The sequence below is a fragment of the Defluviicoccus vanus genome (assembly GCF_014672695.1).
In the GTDB taxonomy this organism is placed as follows: Bacteria; Pseudomonadota; Alphaproteobacteria; order Rhodospirillales; family Defluviicoccaceae; genus Defluviicoccus; species Defluviicoccus vanus.
The window spans coordinates 25,871-40,000 of the sequence record NZ_CP053923.1; the positions used below are offsets into that span (position 1 = coordinate 25,871).

Here is a 14,130-nt window from a genome sequence, read left to right on the forward strand (position 1 = left end):
CCGCTTCGACGCTAAGCGCAGCCGGTAAACTGACGCAGGCTGGCGAACAGGCTGGTGTCGCTGATTACTCGCGGTACCTTGTTCTGGCCGCCGAGCCGGCCGCGGCTCTTCATCCAGGCGGTGAAAGTGTCGGGTGGCACAGCGTGCACCCGCGGTGCCTGCATGCCGAAGCCCTCGGCCCGGTGCGCCTTGTAATCCTCGTTGACGCGGCAGAGTGCGGCATCGATCGCCGTGGCAAAGTGGTGCAGCCGCTCGTCTGCCAGGATGCCTTCGGAGAACTCGACGATATACAGGTGCCCACCCACTTCGCCGGCGGCCTCCGGAAACAGGGCGCCGACGGAATAGTCTTTCACCAAAGCATTGACCTCCATACCCGCTTCGGCGACGGCGCGCTCGATCTCCTCGCCGATCAGGTGCTCGCCGAAGGCGGACAGGAAATAGGATGTGCGGCCGGTCACCAGGAGCCGGGGCGGGTTGCGATCGATGAATCGTACCGTATCGCCGATGACGTACGACCACAAACCGGCACAGGTGGTGAGGACGATGGCGTAGTTCACGCCCAATTCCACCGTTTCCAGCCAATGACGGGTGGGATTGGGGCTATCCAGTTCTTCCAGCGGCACGAACTCGTAAAAAATTCCGGTATCAGTGATCAGGCGTAAACCATCGCCATCGCCACGGTCGGCGATGGCGATGCAGCCCTCGCTCGCCGGGTAGATCTCCCGCGTTTCGGCGCGGCTGCCCTCCAGCCAGCGGGCGAAATGGCTGCGATAGGGAGCAAAGTTGACCCCACCGTGCACAAGCATTTCGAGATCGGGATAGATACCGGCAAGCCGGCGATCACAGTCCGGCCGCAGCTCCGCCAATTTGTCGAAGAACAGCAGCAGCCAACTGGGGACGCCGCCGACGGCGCGGATGTCGCTCGCCAGCGAAGCCGGGCCGAAGCGGGTGATCTTCTCCTCCCAGTCGGCGATCGTTTCCAGTTCGCGTGGCGGGAAGTAGCGCAGTCGTACCCACCAGGGAACGGTCTTGCCGGCGATGCCGCTCAGATCGCCGCCCCAGATACCGGGGGCCAGTTGGGTGAGTGCTGTTGAGCCACCAAGCATGAAGCAAAGACCGCGCATCAGCGTACTGCCGGGGCGCGCGGCGTAGTGGTGGGTGACGATGTCGAGGCCGGCGACGCGGTTGGAGGCGATCATCTCCGGTGAGACCGGGATGTACTTGGTGACGCCGCTGGTGGTACCGGAGGTCAGGGCGAAGTAGGGGATGGTGCCGGGCCAGGTGCAGTTGTCGAGGCGAGGAAAGACCGGCTGCCAGTACTCGCGCCAGAAATCCTCATAGCGGCGGATGCGGACCCGATCCTGGTAATCTTCCACTCGATGAATATGTGCGAAACGGTTGGCGTGACCGAAGTGGGTGTTCTTCGCCTTCGCCAGCAACTGATGCAACTGTTGGCGCTGCGCTTCTACCGGATCCTGCGCTGCCAGCTTGCTGCTACGGATGCGGGCGTAGGCACGAAACGGAAGGGTCAGATTGAGCATGCGTCAGGCGTCCACAGAATCAGGCATCCACAAAATCCGACGGCAGGGGCCGAGTTGGTCAAAGCTGCAGCACAATCGACTATACTCACCCTTGCGCCCTCGTGGCAGCCGATCCGGCAAGGTGTCGCAGTTGCACCAGTCGTCATAGCCGTCGGGTACGCTCAAGATCGGATATTTCGGCGAGGTGCCGGCATACGCACCGTAGTTGGGCCGATGGCCGCTGCTGGTCAACCCATGCCTCGTTGGGCTGCGTGTCTCCGCAGCGACGCGCAGGCGCCAGACCAGGTTGCTTCGCCCTTGCCGTGGGCGGCACAACACCCAAAGATGAGCGCCACCGGGATGGCTTGCCGGACCGGAATGGCGGTGACAGCGAGGGCTGTCTTCGGTGTGCAGGTGGGCCACAGCCATTGCAAGTATGGGAGAGGGACATGACGGTAACTTTGGACGTGACGATCGATGCCTGGCCGCAAGGCGGTGCCATTCCCGAGGCGTACGCTTTCTGCAAGCTCGCCGAACCGGGACCGATCGAGCTGAGCAGCAATCGCAATCCGGGCATCCGGTGGGCAGACGCTCCTGCCGGAACCAAGTCCTTTGCTGTCATCTGCCACGATCCCGACGTGCCGTCCAAGCCTGATAACGTTAACAAGGCTGGCCTCGTCGTTCCCGCCGACCTGCCCCGGGTGGACTTCTACCACTGGGTGCTTGTGGATATTCCCGCCAGCGTAACGGCGATCGCCGAGGCGGCGGACTCGGACGGAGTGACTGCGCGTGGCAAGGCACCGGGCGCGATGCCGCTCGGCGTGCGCGGGATCAACAACTACACCGACTGGTTCGCCGGTGATGCGGACATGGGCGGCGACTACGCCGGCTATGACGGGCCGTGCCCACCATGGAACGACGAAATCCCGCATCGCTATGTTTTTACCGTCTATGCCCTGGATGTTCCGTCGCTGGGATTGTCCGGCCGGTTCGGCGGTGGCGACGCGCTGCAAGCGATGCAAGGGCACGTACTCGCGTCTGGAGAGTGGCTTGGCACGTTCACCCTCAACCGGGCGTTGCGCGCCGCCTGAGGTGATCCGCGACCGATCCTCCGGCGGTCGAGGTGGTAGCGAGCCTGTATTACAGCGCGTTTCCACCCCTTGCAGGCGGAAAATTCTGCACTAAGTCAATTGTCATCGGATGCCCATGTGGGGTCCGACACCGCGGGCGGCAGCGAAGACTTCGCCCGCCCGCCGGTTGACACATTGCTTGATGCTGGAGGATGTGTGTTATGACCACTCTCGACTTTGCGCCCCTTTTCCGTTCCACGGTCGGCTTCGATCGGTTGATGAACCTGCTGGAAAACTCCGGCAGTTGGAACGAGGGTTCGAATGGCTTTCCGCCATACAACATCGAGAAGACGGGTGAAGATCAATATCGTGTAACGCTTGCCGTCGCCGGCTATGGCGAGGACGAGTTGTCGGTTGAGGTGAAGGAAAACGGCCTTACCGTCGAAGGGCGCCGTAAGGACGCCGAGGCCGGCGGATCCTTCCTCTATCGCGGCATCGCCGGACGCTCGTTCAAACGGCAATTCCAGCTCGCCGACCACGTTCGCGTTGCTGGCGCGCAGTTGCACAACGGGCTGCTCGTGGTCGACTTGGTACGCGAAATTCCGGAAGCGGCGAAATCGCGCCGGATCGCTATCCAGACCAAGCCGGCGCAGGCTGCCGTGGATGCCGAAACCACCAGCCAGATCGAATCGCAGCGTCACGCCGCCTGATCGATCGCATGAAACCGGGGGTGCCAGTTGCCGGCACCCCCGGCGTTTTCGTTCTGCCGCAGCAGGTCAGCGATTGCCGAAGAGTTGCTTGGTTGCTTCCGGGTCGACTTCTTCACTGCCGGCGCTGACGAAGCAGACCTTCTTGGCGACAAAGCATTCGATGCCGTTGCTCAGGACGAAGTGATTTGGATTCCAGGCTTTGCCGGCATTGGTCATCCGCTGCTGCAGAAGGTTTGCTGCTTGGTTTCCCAGGTGCGCCTTGGTCAGCGGGACCGAAGCGCCGAACGGATCGTAGCAGACCCACGCCTTGCGATCGCAGATCACACGATCGACAGGGTAGTAAACGCTGGGCTTTGCTGCCGACGCGGGTCCGGCAATGACGCTGGCAAGCAGGACCAGGAGGTAAGCACCTCCTGCAGATCGTACGTTATGAAGGCGCATTTCTCGCAATGGGAGTCTCCCAGACCTTAGTCAGGTGACACTGCGGCGGCGTCGAGCGGACACGTAAAAGACGATTCTTTCCGGGACGGAGCGAGAATCCCGGCGCAGCGTGGGCACGCAGGCGCTCACATCATCGCCGAAATAAGCCCCGGATACCAGAGACTTGCCGGCTTCGTCGGCGCGTGAGCCAGCATTGTGCAGCGGACAATCCGTCGCTCCCTTGCGCCAGTGGTTTGCCGACCCTTATAGTCCGCTCCCATGCGGGATCTCGATGAACAAGCATTCACCTACCGGCACCGGGATCTTCTCGGCATCGAGGGTTTAACGCCGCCCGAGATTACCCTGCTGCTCGATCGTTCGGAGCGCTACGTTGAGCAGAATCGGCGCGCCGACAAGAAGCAGTCGCTCCTGCGTGGGCGCACCATCATCAACTTTTTTACGAGGCGTCCACCCGTACCCGCACGTCCTTCGAATTGGCGGCGAAGCGGCTTGGTGCGGACGTGATCAACATGTCCGTTGCGACCAGTTCGGTGCGCAAGGGGGAAACGCTGATTGACACGGCGATGACGCTGAACGCCATGCATGTGGACGTCCTCGTTGTCCGCCATCCCGAATCCGGTGCGGTCAAACTACTGGCGGACAAGGTCAATTGCGCGGTGATTAACGGCGGTGACGGCAGCCATGAACACCCGACGCAGGCGCTGCTGGACGCACTGACCATCCGCCGTCGCAAGGGTGAACTGTCGGGACTGACTGTGGCCATCTGTGGCGACATTCTCCACTCCCGCGTTGCCCGCTCCAATATCCACCTGCTCACTACCATGGGAGCGCGGGTGCGCTTGGTGGCGCCACGGACGCTGATTCCGGTCGCAGTGGAACGGCTCGGTGCGGAAGTGTTCTATGACATGAACCGCGGTCTCGACGGCGTCGACATCATCATGATGCTGCGACTGCAGACCGAGCGGATGCGCGGCAACTACATGCCTTCGATCCGGGAGTATTTTCATTTTTTCGGTCTCGATTATGAGAAGCTGGCGCATGCCAACACGGAAGCGCTGATCATGCATCCGGGACCAATGAACCGCGGGGTCGAAATCGACTCCGTGGTTGCCGATGACTTTGGCCGCAGCGTTATCCGTGAACAGGTGGAGATGGGCGTTGCGGTGCGGATGGCATGTCTCGAACTCTTGACACGCAACCTGCCGGACGAGTCATCCAAGAACGCGTGAACGGCGATGGAAAGCGAGGAGAAGGGCGGTGGGGAGCACGCATGCCACGGGGGTGGTTGCCTACGTTAATGCCCGCCTGCTCGATCCGTCGTCGAATCTCGATGCGCCGGGTGGGTTGCTCAGCGAAGGTGAGAGCATCGTCGACTTCGGTCCCCACGTGATCGCCGGGCAACTGCCGGACGGCTGCGAGGTGGTGGACTGCCAGGGCTACAGCCTCTGTCCGGGCTTGGTGGACATCCGGGTGCAGTTGCGAGAGCCNGGGGAAGAGCATAAGGGAACGCTGGCTTCGGCTGGTCGCGCCGCGGCGGCGGGAGGCATCACCTCGATGGTGTGTCTGCCCAACACCAGCCCGGTCATCGATGACAACTCTGTGGTCGAATTTGTCGCCCGCCGTGCCCGCCTGCTTGGTCTGACCAAGGTCTATCCCTACGGTGCGGTGACCGAGGGTCTCGAAGGTCAGCAACTGGCGGAACTCGGCATGCTGGCGGAGTCGGGCGCGGTGGCCTTCACCGACGGGGTCAAGGCGGTGGCGAATGCCAAGGTGATGTGTCAGGCGCTCAGCTACGCCCGCACCTTCGGCCTGCTCATCGTCGAACATCCGGAAGAGCCGACGCTTGCGGCAGGTGGCGACATGAACGCCGGCGAGATGGCCACCCGGCTGGGATTGGTGGGCATCCCGAGCGAGGCTGAGGTGATCATGGTCGAGCGCGACGTGCGCCTCGTCGAACTCACCGGCGGGCGGTTGCATTTCGCCCACCTGTCGACGGCGGCCGCGGTGGATGTGGTGCGGCGGGCAAAGGCGCGTGGGCTCGATATCACCTGCGATACCGCGCCGCCTTACTTCGCGCTGAACGAGAACGCCATCGGCGACTATCGGACCTTCGCCAAACTGTCACCGCCGCTGCGGGCGGATGAGGATCGCCGGGCTGTTATCGACGGCCTGGTGGACGGCACCATTGATGCGATCGCCTCGGATCATGCACCAGAAGATGAAGACGCCAAGCGCCTTCCCTTTGCCCAGGCCGCTTTCGGTGGCCTTGGCCTCGAGACACTGCTGACGATTTCGCTTGAGCTTTATCACAACGGCTTTCTGTCGCTGCTCGAAGTGATCCGCCTGCTAACCAGCAGACCGGCGGAGCGCTTTGGCTTGCCGGCGGGTCGGCTGATTCGTGGTGGTGCGGCGGACCTGACCCTGTTTGATCCAGACCGTGCGTGGCAAATCCGCGAATACGAACTCTATAGCAAATCAAAGAACACCCCCTTCGACTATCGGCCCGTACAGGGGCGGGTGGTGATGACGGTGGTCGATGGCCGGCGCGTATTTGAACTCCTGGGGTGAGCTATGAGCGATCGCTCAACGTGACGTTCTCGGCAGCACTGGTCGCCGCCGCCATCGGCTACCTGGCGGGGGCGATTCCCTTCGGACTGCTGCTGACCAGGCTTGCCGGCCTGGGTGATATTCGCGGCATCGGTTCCGGCAACATCGGCGCCACCAACGTGCTTNNTCGTACCGGCAACAAGGGGCTCGCGGCGCTCACCTTCGCACTCGATTGTGCCAAGGGTGCGGTGCCAGCGGTAGCACTGGGTGTGTTGGCGCCGCAACTGGGCGTGATTGCCGGTGTCGCCGCCGTCATTGGCCATAACTTCCCCATCTGGCTAGGCTTCCGTGGCGGTAANGGGGTGGCGACGACGCTGGGGGTCCTGACCGGGTTGGCTTGGCCGGTTGGCCTGCTGACCGCGGGCATCTGGTTGGCTGCGGCGGTGGCGTTTCGTTACTCATCGCTGGCGGCGCTGATCTCGCTGGCAGTAGCGCCAATCCTGATGCTGGTGTTCGGCGACAGCACCCGCGCCGGCGCGGTGGCCATACTGACCATCCTTGCCTTTGTCCGTCACCACGCCAACATTCGCCGCCTGTTAAGCGGCCAGGAACCGAAAATCGGCCATCAATCGGCGGACGCACCACCGACCGGCTGAGCACCTGTCCCGGGGGCGTCGCATCTGATCGACACGGGCTGATGGACGCCGGCTCAGGGCGCGACGGTGGCTCCGGGCGACGGATGCAGCATCCCGAGCCCAAGGCCGCGACCGAGAGGGAACAGGCCGAAGACGTGGACCCCGTCGATGGCATGCCAGCGGGCGAGAATCGCTCGATCGCGGCGGCGAAAGGCGTCATCGGCGACGAAAAGCGCCCCGTTCGCGGCGTAGCGCTGGGCGACAAGGAGGTTGCCGTAGCGGCAGTCGCGCCGACTCCGCAGCCAACTGGCCGGACCGTCGAAAAACAGAAAGTCGGGGCGTAGCCCGCGCAGTGCCGCGACAACGGCTTGGTCGTCCGTTCGATAGGTGAAGCCGCGCCAGCCGTCGAGCGTCTGTTCCTCCACCGGTGCCACGATCACCGTCACCCTGTCGGCTACGCCGTAACGTCGCAGCAGCTCTCGCGTCCGCTCGGCGTAGACAGGACTTTCCTCGATCGAGACGATCGGCATTGGCCAGCCATGGGCGCGCGCCAGAGCGGCGAAGATCACGGTGCTGACGCCGCTGCCGAACTCAAGCACGGCTGTCGGCTGTGCCGCGTCGCAAAGATGCACGATTGCCCGCGCCGCGTTCCGGCGTATACGCCAGCCACTGGTTCCGAGTTCGTCGAGCAGGGCTTCGATCACCGGCGGCGCGACGGCAACGGCCGGTGATTGCCGGCTAAGCCACGCGGACCAATAGTGGCGAAGGCGTACGGGTAGGGTTGCCTTGTCCAGCGGGAGCAACGGCAGAGGCAACCCGGGGAGCGCACTGCCGGGACGCATTGCCGCTGCACTCGCATGCGGCCAGACGATAGAAGACGTAGTCATGTCAGGAGCACCGCGGCAGTGGCGCTGTTGGCGATACGCGGCGAACGCGACTCCGTGGGTAAGGTGAGAAACGAGTCGATGTCCGAGGCACCGGATGGCTTAGACTGGACTGAGGCGAACATGGCACACATGGCGCTGGAGGCAACGAGATCGCCGGCCCGAACGGGCGTTGACAAACGCTATGCCGAGGCCCGTGGCGCAGCGAACCGATTGACGCCGCCACCAGCGCCTCACATGCAGCCGGCGAGATGTACAGGCACTCATCCGTATCGACAAGGTCATACACCACATTGGTGACCGGTGGGAGGGCGCATGCCGGATGGGGGCGCATCGGAGCGGTTGTCACCGCGCCGGGTTTGGGGATGTCGGCTGATTGTCCTTGGGCATTCACGGACTCATTCACGGACTGGGGCAGGACCTGCGTTGGAGGAACCGCGTCAGTTTCATTGCAAGACCTGTGACAGTGTATAACCCTCTATGGTGGTACGTTCGCCCAGTCTGGGGCATTTGTCTTTTAGGTTAGATTAGTTCCTGATGAAATCACGGCGCGTACTACACTTGCCGTCGTATGGTCGATGGCGGCGATCATGACGTTGCCGGCGCGCCGTCTTGCGGAAATCATCGTTGAACTGGCGATCCGTCCCGGACATGAAAAAGTTCGTGCACTCCTTTTTGAATTGCTGATTTACGGTCTCGGCGCCCGCAGTGCCGAGATCCATTTCGAGCGCTCGCTACCGGAGGTACGTGGCCGCGCTGACGCACTGCTCGGGCAGACGATTTTCGAGTTCAAGCGCGACCTGCGACGCGAGCGTCGGGATGCGGAGGCCGAACTCAGCCGATACCTGCCGCAGCGGGAGCGGGAGACCGGCGAGCGGTTCATCGGCATTGCCACCGATGGCGCCGAGTTCATCGCTTATGAAATCGACCAGGGTCAGCTGGCGGCAATGGCGACGTATCGGACCGAGCTGTCGCAGCCTCGTGGCCTGCTGATCTGGCTCGACTCGGTGGTTTCCCTGCGCCCGAACTTGCCGCCGGATCCAGCGACAATCTGCTTTGAATTGGGACGGGAGAGTCTCGTCTATCGTCGGGCGCTCAAGGGATTGGGCAGGCTCTGGACAGTCGCCCGCCAACTGCCGGAAGCACAGCTGAAGCGTCAGCTGTGGGCTGAGTTTCTTGCCGTCGTCTATGGCACCCGCATCGACGCCGACGATCTGTTCCTGCAGCACACTTATCTGACCATCGTCGCCAAGACGATCGCGGTCTGCGTCCTCGCGGTACCAGTGCCAGACCCGGTCGATCTGCTCAACGGTCGCCCCTTCCGCGACGCCGGGATCGCCGGTGCCGTCGAAACCGACTTCTTCGACTGGGTCCTGCACGCGGACGGTGGGGCGCAACTGGTGGGCCGTATCTGCCGCCAGGTGACGCGGTTCTACCTGGAGGACGTGAGTCACGATGTGCTCAAAGGCCTCTACGAATCGCTCATTGATCCCGAACAGCGCCATGACCTGGGTGAGTACTTCACGCCAGACTGGCTTGCCGCCAAGGTCTGCCATCAAGCCATCGAGCATCCTGGGTCGCAGCGCGTCCTCGATCCGGCTTGCGGTTCGGGAACCTTCCTCTTTCATGCCGTCCGCCGCTTTCTCGACGCCGCCGCGGAGAGTCGAGCGGAGCCGGCCGACGTCTTGCGTCAGTGCCTGGAGCGGGTGATCGGCATCGATGTCCACCCGGTGGCGGTGATCATCGCCCGGGTCGCCTATCTGCTTGCCATCGGCCACGAACGGTTGCAGTCCCGACCACAGGCGATCTCGATCCCAGTCTATCTTGGCGATTCACTGCAATGGAACACGCGCCAGCTCTACGCCGCGCGCGACGTACTGATCCGAGTGCCAGATGGCCCCGAGCTGTCATTCCCCGAACGACTTGCCAGCGACCCCGCCCGCTTCGATGCGACGGTTCAGACCATGCTCGATCTCAGCGAACAGAACGCTGGCCTGGCGGCGATGCGTGCCTGGTTGACGCGCGCCGGGATCCAGGACGAGACGGATCGCGAGACCCTAGTGACCACCTACGGACATCTGAACGTGCTGCGCCAGAGCGGCCGCGATCACATTTGGGGCTACATCGCCCGCAATCTCAGCCGCCCGCTTTGGCTGTCGTCGCGCTACCAACGGGCGGATGTGATCGTCGGAAATCCGCCGTGGTTGTCCTATCGCTACATGGCGCCGGAGCTACAGCGGAAGTTTCGTGAGGAATGTCGCCTGCGCAACCTGTGGAGTGGTGGCAAGCTCGCCGCCCACCAGGACCTGGCCGCATATTTCTTTGTTCGCTGCACCGAGCTGTACCTGAAGCAGCAGGGTACCATCGCCCTGGTCATGCCCTATGGCAGCCTGAACCGCGCTCAGTATGCCAGCTTCCGCTCCGGGCGGTTCGCCAGTGCCGAGGTGCGGTTCACCGAAGCCTGGGCCTTTGATGAGAAGACGAAGCCGCTGTTTCCCGTGCCTTCGTCAGTGTTGTTTGCCAGGCGGGCGCCGGCCGGGCCGTTGCCCACCGAGATCATCACCTGCATCGGTTACCTTCAGCGTCGCAACGCGGCGCTTGGCGAAGCGGCGGCGGTGCTCCGCTTTACCAGCCGGCCGTGGCCGGCGGCGGCAACGTTGAGCGGTGGTTCGCCTTACCGTGCCTGCTTCCGCCAGGGGGCGACGATGGTGCCCCGCCGGCTCTGCGTCGTCGATCGGGTGGACACCGGGCGCCTCGGCACCAATCCGGCGGCGCCGCTTGTCGTCAGTCGCAATGGCCGCCAGGACAAAGTGCCCTGGCGCGACCTGGCACCCTTGCGCGGCGCGGTGGAAGCGAGGTTTCTCCGCCCGCTGCTCCTCGGCGAATCCATCGCACCGTTTCGTGTCTTGCGGCCGGTGCTGGCGGTCATCCCCTGGGACCCGGGCACAGATTGCATGCTGGATGCCGACGCGGCGGAGCATCGCGGCTTTCCTGGCCTCAGTCGCTGGTTGCGCGAAGCGGAGCGGCTGTGGCGGCAGCATGGACGCACGCCCTTGTCGCTCATTCAGCGCTGGAACTACATGGACGCTCTGGCACGCCAGGTGCCACCAGCGCCGATCCGCGTCGTCTATTCCAAGTCAGGCGTGCTTCTGACTGCCGCAATGATCGAGGATCGCTCGGCGTTGATAGACCACAAGCTCTATTGGGCGGAGATGGACTCGCAGGCGGAAGCCTGCTTTCTCGCCGGCATCCTCAACAGCGAAACGATTCGCGGCCGTGTCGAAGCGCTGCAGTCGCGGGGCAGATGGGGCGCGCGGGATTTCGACAAGCTCATTTTTGCCCTGCCGATTCCGCGTTTCGATCCGCAGTCCGACGACCACCGCCGGATCGTCGCTCTGTCGCGGGAGGCGATGCGTATTGCCAGTGCCATCAGCTTGCCGGAAGCAGGTCACTTTACTCGGGCACGCCGCATCGTCCGCGCCCGCTTGCATCAGGAGGGGCTGGCCCCCGATCTTGATGCGATGATCGAGCGTCTGTTGTCGTGAGTAAAGTTATGGCACGAAGGACGTTGACCCCGTTGCGGCGTTTGTAAATCCGGCCATATCAAGGGCTGACCCCCGTACTTGTAGGGGAACAGGGTTTGCCGGTTGTCAAACCGGTTTGCCGAGCAGCGATAGGATGTGAGGCTGGGTCGAACAAATGGATCTGGAAAAATATACTGAGCGGGCGCGCGGCTTCATTCAGGCGGCGCAGACTTTGGCGATGCGGCGCGGGCATCAGCAGCTGCTGCCTTTGCATGTTCTCGCGGCATTATTGGAAGATGAGCAGGGCCTTGCCGTCAATCTGATAACCGCTGCCGGTGGCGATGGGCAACGCGTACGCCGCGGCGTCGATGCCGAACTGACGAAACTGCCGCGGGTGGAGGGGGCCGGCGCTGGTCAGGTCTACCTCGCCAGCGAGACGGTTCGGTTGTTCGAGCAGGCGGAGGAGGTGGCGAAGAAGGCAGGCGACAGTTTCGTCACCGTCGAACGCCTGCTTTTGGCCCTGACGCTGGCCAGCGGTACGCCGCCGGCACGGATTCTCGCCGACGCCGGGCTCACGGCACAGGGACTGAACGCGGCGATCAACGATATTCGCAAGGGGCGGGCGGCGACGAGCGCCAGTGCCGAGGACTCCTATGACGCCTTGAAGAAGTACGCGCGTGATCTGACCGCGGCGGCGACGGACGGCAAGCTCGATCCGGTGATCGGCCGCGACGAGGAGATCCGCCGGACCATCCAGGTGCTGTCGCGGCGGACAAAGAACAACCCAGTGCTGATCGGCGAAGCCGGCGTCGGCAAGACCGCCATCGTCGAGGGCTTGGCGCAACGCATCGTCAAGGGCGACGTGCCGGAGACGCTGAAGAAGAAGCGGTTGATGGTCCTCGATCTGGGCGCCCTGGTGGCCGGGGCGAAGTTTCGCGGCGAGTTCGAAGAGCGACTGAAGGCGGTGCTGAACGAGGTGAGCGCCGCCGCGGGAGAGGTGATTCTGTTCATCGATGAGATGCACACCCTCGTCGGCGCCGGTGCCGCCGAGGGATCGATGGATGCGTCGAACCTGTTGAAGCCGGCGCTGGCGCGCGGCGAATTGCACTGCATTGGCGCAACGACGCTCAACGAGTATCGCAAGCACATCGAAAAGGACGCTGCCCTGGCGCGGCGATTCCAGCCGGTGTTTGTTTCGCAGCCGACGGTGGAGGATTCGATCTCGATCCTGCGCGGGCTGAAGGAAAAATATGAGTTGCACCATGGGGTGCGGATCACCGACGGCGCCATCGTCGCCGCGGCGACCCTATCCAACCGCTACATTACCGACCGCTTCCTGCCCGACAAGGCAATCGACCTGATGGACGAGGCGGCAAGCCGCCTGCGGATGCAGGTGGATTCGAAGCCGGAGGAGGTGGACGAACTCGATCGTCGCATCATCCAGCTCAAAATCGAGCGCGAGGCACTGAAAAAGGAGAATGACGCCGCGGCGGTAGATCGCCTGAAGCGATTGGAGCGTGAACTCGCGGATCTGGAGTCGCAGTCCGACGCGCTGACGGCGCAGTGGCGGGCGGAAAAGGACGCCCTGGCCGGCGCAACCAAGATCAAGGAGGAGCTGGAGCAGGTTCGCTCGGCGGTTGAGCGCTTCGTTCGCGACGGGCAGTACGACAAGGCGGGTGAACTGCGCTATTCGAAGATCCCTGAGCTTGAGCACAGATTGCAACTGGCCGAGGAAGCGGGTCAGAACCGGATGGTCAACGAGGCGGTGACCGCCGAGGACATCGCCTCGGTGGTCTCCCGCTGGACGGGCGTGCCAGTAGAAAAGATGCTTGAGGGCGAGCGCTCAAAGCTGCTGCAGATGGAGCAACAGCTGCAGCAGCGTGTCGTCGGTCAGAAGGAGGCGATTGTCGCGGTTGCAAACGCCGTCCGCCGGGCGCGGGCAGGACTGCAGGATCCCAATCGGCCGATCGGCTCGTTCCTGTTCCTCGGGCCCACCGGCGTCGGCAAGACCGAGCTGTGCAAGGCACTGGCCGAGTTCCTGTTCGACGACGAGACGGCGATGGCGCGCATCGACATGTCCGAGTACATGGAAAAGCATACCGTCGCCCGGCTGATCGGCGCGCCTCCAGGCTATGTGGGCTACGAGGANGGGGGAGCGCTCACCGAGGCGATCCGTCGCCGACCCTATCAGGTGATCCTGTTCGACGAAGTGGAGAAGGCGCACCCGGACGTGTTCAATGTCCTGCTGCAGGTGCTCGACGATGGTCGGCTTACCGATGGCCAGGGCCGCACCGTCGATTTCCGCAATACCCTGATCGTTCTCACCTCCAACCTTGGCGGCGAGATCCTAGCCAACCAGCCGGTGGGGCAGGATTCGAACGCGGTACGGGCACAGGTGATGGAGATCGTCCGTGCCAACTTCCGACCCGAGTTCCTCAACCGACTCGACGAGATTCTGTTGTTCCATCGGCTGTTTCCGGAGCAGATGGGCACGATCGTCGAGATTCAGTTGCGACGCCTGCGCCAGCTGCTCGCCGATCGCAAGATCAGCCTCGAGTTGGACCAGGCTGCCATCGATTGGCTGGCGACGGCGGGCTACGACCCGGTCTACGGGGCGCGGCCGCTGAAGCGGGTAATCCAGCGTGAGCTGCAGAACCCGCTCGCCACCGGCATCCTCGAAGGGCGGATCAAGGACGGCGACACGGTGCACATTGATGCGGGAACAGGCGGCCTGATGCTCGACGGGGTCGCCGCAGAAGCGGCCTGAACAGCGGCCCTAACAGGTTGCCGAGCTAAGCT

9 protein-coding genes and 1 pseudogene are annotated in these 14,130 nt (G+C 63.4%); 7 read left to right on the top strand and 3 right to left on the bottom strand.

Features of this window, described 5'->3' with window-relative positions:
* Positions 1-11: 11 nt before the first annotated feature.
* A complete protein-coding gene (locus tag HQ394_RS00120) occupies positions 12-1,541 on the bottom strand; it encodes a GH3 family domain-containing protein (RefSeq protein ID WP_190261508.1) in 1,530 nt (509 codons plus the stop codon).
* A gap of 428 nt (positions 1,542-1,969) precedes the next feature.
* On the opposite strand from HQ394_RS00120, the gene HQ394_RS00125 reads away from it, so the two are divergent.
* Positions 1,970-2,611 carry a YbhB/YbcL family Raf kinase inhibitor-like protein gene (locus tag HQ394_RS00125; protein ID WP_190261509.1) on the top strand — a complete coding sequence of 214 codons (642 nt, stop codon included), beginning with the start codon at positions 1,970-1,972 and terminating at the stop codon, positions 2,609-2,611.
* Between the two features lie 200 nt (positions 2,612-2,811).
* The gene (locus tag HQ394_RS00130; protein WP_190261510.1) at positions 2,812-3,300 is read left to right on the top strand and encodes an Hsp20 family protein; all 489 of its coding nucleotides are present in this window, start codon (positions 2,812-2,814) and stop codon (positions 3,298-3,300) included.
* Positions 3,301-3,366: 66 nt separating this feature from the next.
* Here HQ394_RS00130 and HQ394_RS00135 read toward each other — a convergent pair whose 3' ends face one another.
* The gene (locus tag HQ394_RS00135) at positions 3,367-3,741 is read right to left on the bottom strand and encodes a YcgJ family protein (protein WP_223292143.1); all 375 of its coding nucleotides are present in this window, start codon (positions 3,739-3,741) and stop codon (positions 3,367-3,369) included.
* A gap of 258 nt (positions 3,742-3,999) precedes the next feature.
* Between HQ394_RS00135 and HQ394_RS00140 the strand changes: the two are divergent.
* The 3 genes and pseudogenes from HQ394_RS00140 to plsY all read left to right on the top strand — a co-directional run bounded on the left by HQ394_RS00140 (position 4,000) and on the right by plsY (position 6,944).
* Positions 4,000-4,970, top strand: a pseudogene (locus HQ394_RS00140) (aspartate carbamoyltransferase catalytic subunit).
* 28 nt (positions 4,971-4,998) lie between these two features.
* Entirely contained in the window at positions 4,999-6,309 is a 1,311-nt protein-coding gene (gene pyrC, locus HQ394_RS00145) for a dihydroorotase (RefSeq protein ID WP_190261512.1), read from the top strand.
* A gap of 20 nt (positions 6,310-6,329) precedes the next feature.
* Positions 6,330-6,944: a glycerol-3-phosphate 1-O-acyltransferase PlsY gene (gene plsY, locus HQ394_RS00150; RefSeq protein ID WP_190263034.1), complete on the top strand. Its 615-nt coding sequence runs from the start codon at positions 6,330-6,332 to the stop codon at positions 6,942-6,944.
* A 53-nt stretch (positions 6,945-6,997) separates the two neighbouring features.
* Here plsY and HQ394_RS00155 read toward each other — a convergent pair whose 3' ends face one another.
* Positions 6,998-7,810, bottom strand: a complete 813-nt coding sequence (locus tag HQ394_RS00155; protein ID WP_190261513.1) for an O-methyltransferase — start codon at positions 7,808-7,810, stop codon at positions 6,998-7,000.
* Positions 7,811-8,397: 587 nt separating this feature from the next.
* Here HQ394_RS00155 and HQ394_RS00160 point away from each other — a divergent pair.
* Positions 8,398-11,352: an N-6 DNA methylase gene (locus HQ394_RS00160; RefSeq protein ID WP_190261514.1), complete on the top strand. Its 2,955-nt coding sequence runs from the start codon at positions 8,398-8,400 to the stop codon at positions 11,350-11,352.
* 154 nt (positions 11,353-11,506) lie between these two features.
* Positions 11,507-14,098: an ATP-dependent chaperone ClpB gene (gene clpB / locus HQ394_RS00165; RefSeq protein ID WP_190261515.1), complete on the top strand. Its 2,592-nt coding sequence runs from the start codon at positions 11,507-11,509 to the stop codon at positions 14,096-14,098.
* The last annotated feature ends 32 nt before the right edge of the window (positions 14,099-14,130 follow it).

Excerpts from the sequence above, each read along its gene's own strand:
- HQ394_RS00160 (WP_190261514.1), top strand. The coding sequence starts at position 8,398 with ATGACGTTGCCGGCGCGCCGTCTTGCGGAAATCATCGTTGAACTGGCG.
- HQ394_RS00130 (WP_190261510.1), top strand. The coding sequence starts at position 2,812 with ATGACCACTCTCGACTTTGCGCCCCTTTTCCGTTCCACGGTCGGCTTC.
- HQ394_RS00125 (WP_190261509.1), top strand. The coding sequence starts at position 1,970 with ATGACGGTAACTTTGGACGTGACGATCGATGCCTGGCCGCAAGGCGGT.
- HQ394_RS00135 (WP_223292143.1), bottom strand. The coding sequence starts at position 3,741 with ATGCGCCTTCATAACGTACGATCTGCAGGAGGTGCTTACCTCCTGGTC.
- HQ394_RS00155 (WP_190261513.1), bottom strand. The coding sequence starts at position 7,810 with ATGACTACGTCTTCTATCGTCTGGCCGCATGCGAGTGCAGCGGCAATG.
- HQ394_RS00120 (WP_190261508.1), bottom strand. The coding sequence starts at position 1,541 with ATGCTCAATCTGACCCTTCCGTTTCGTGCCTACGCCCGCATCCGTAGC.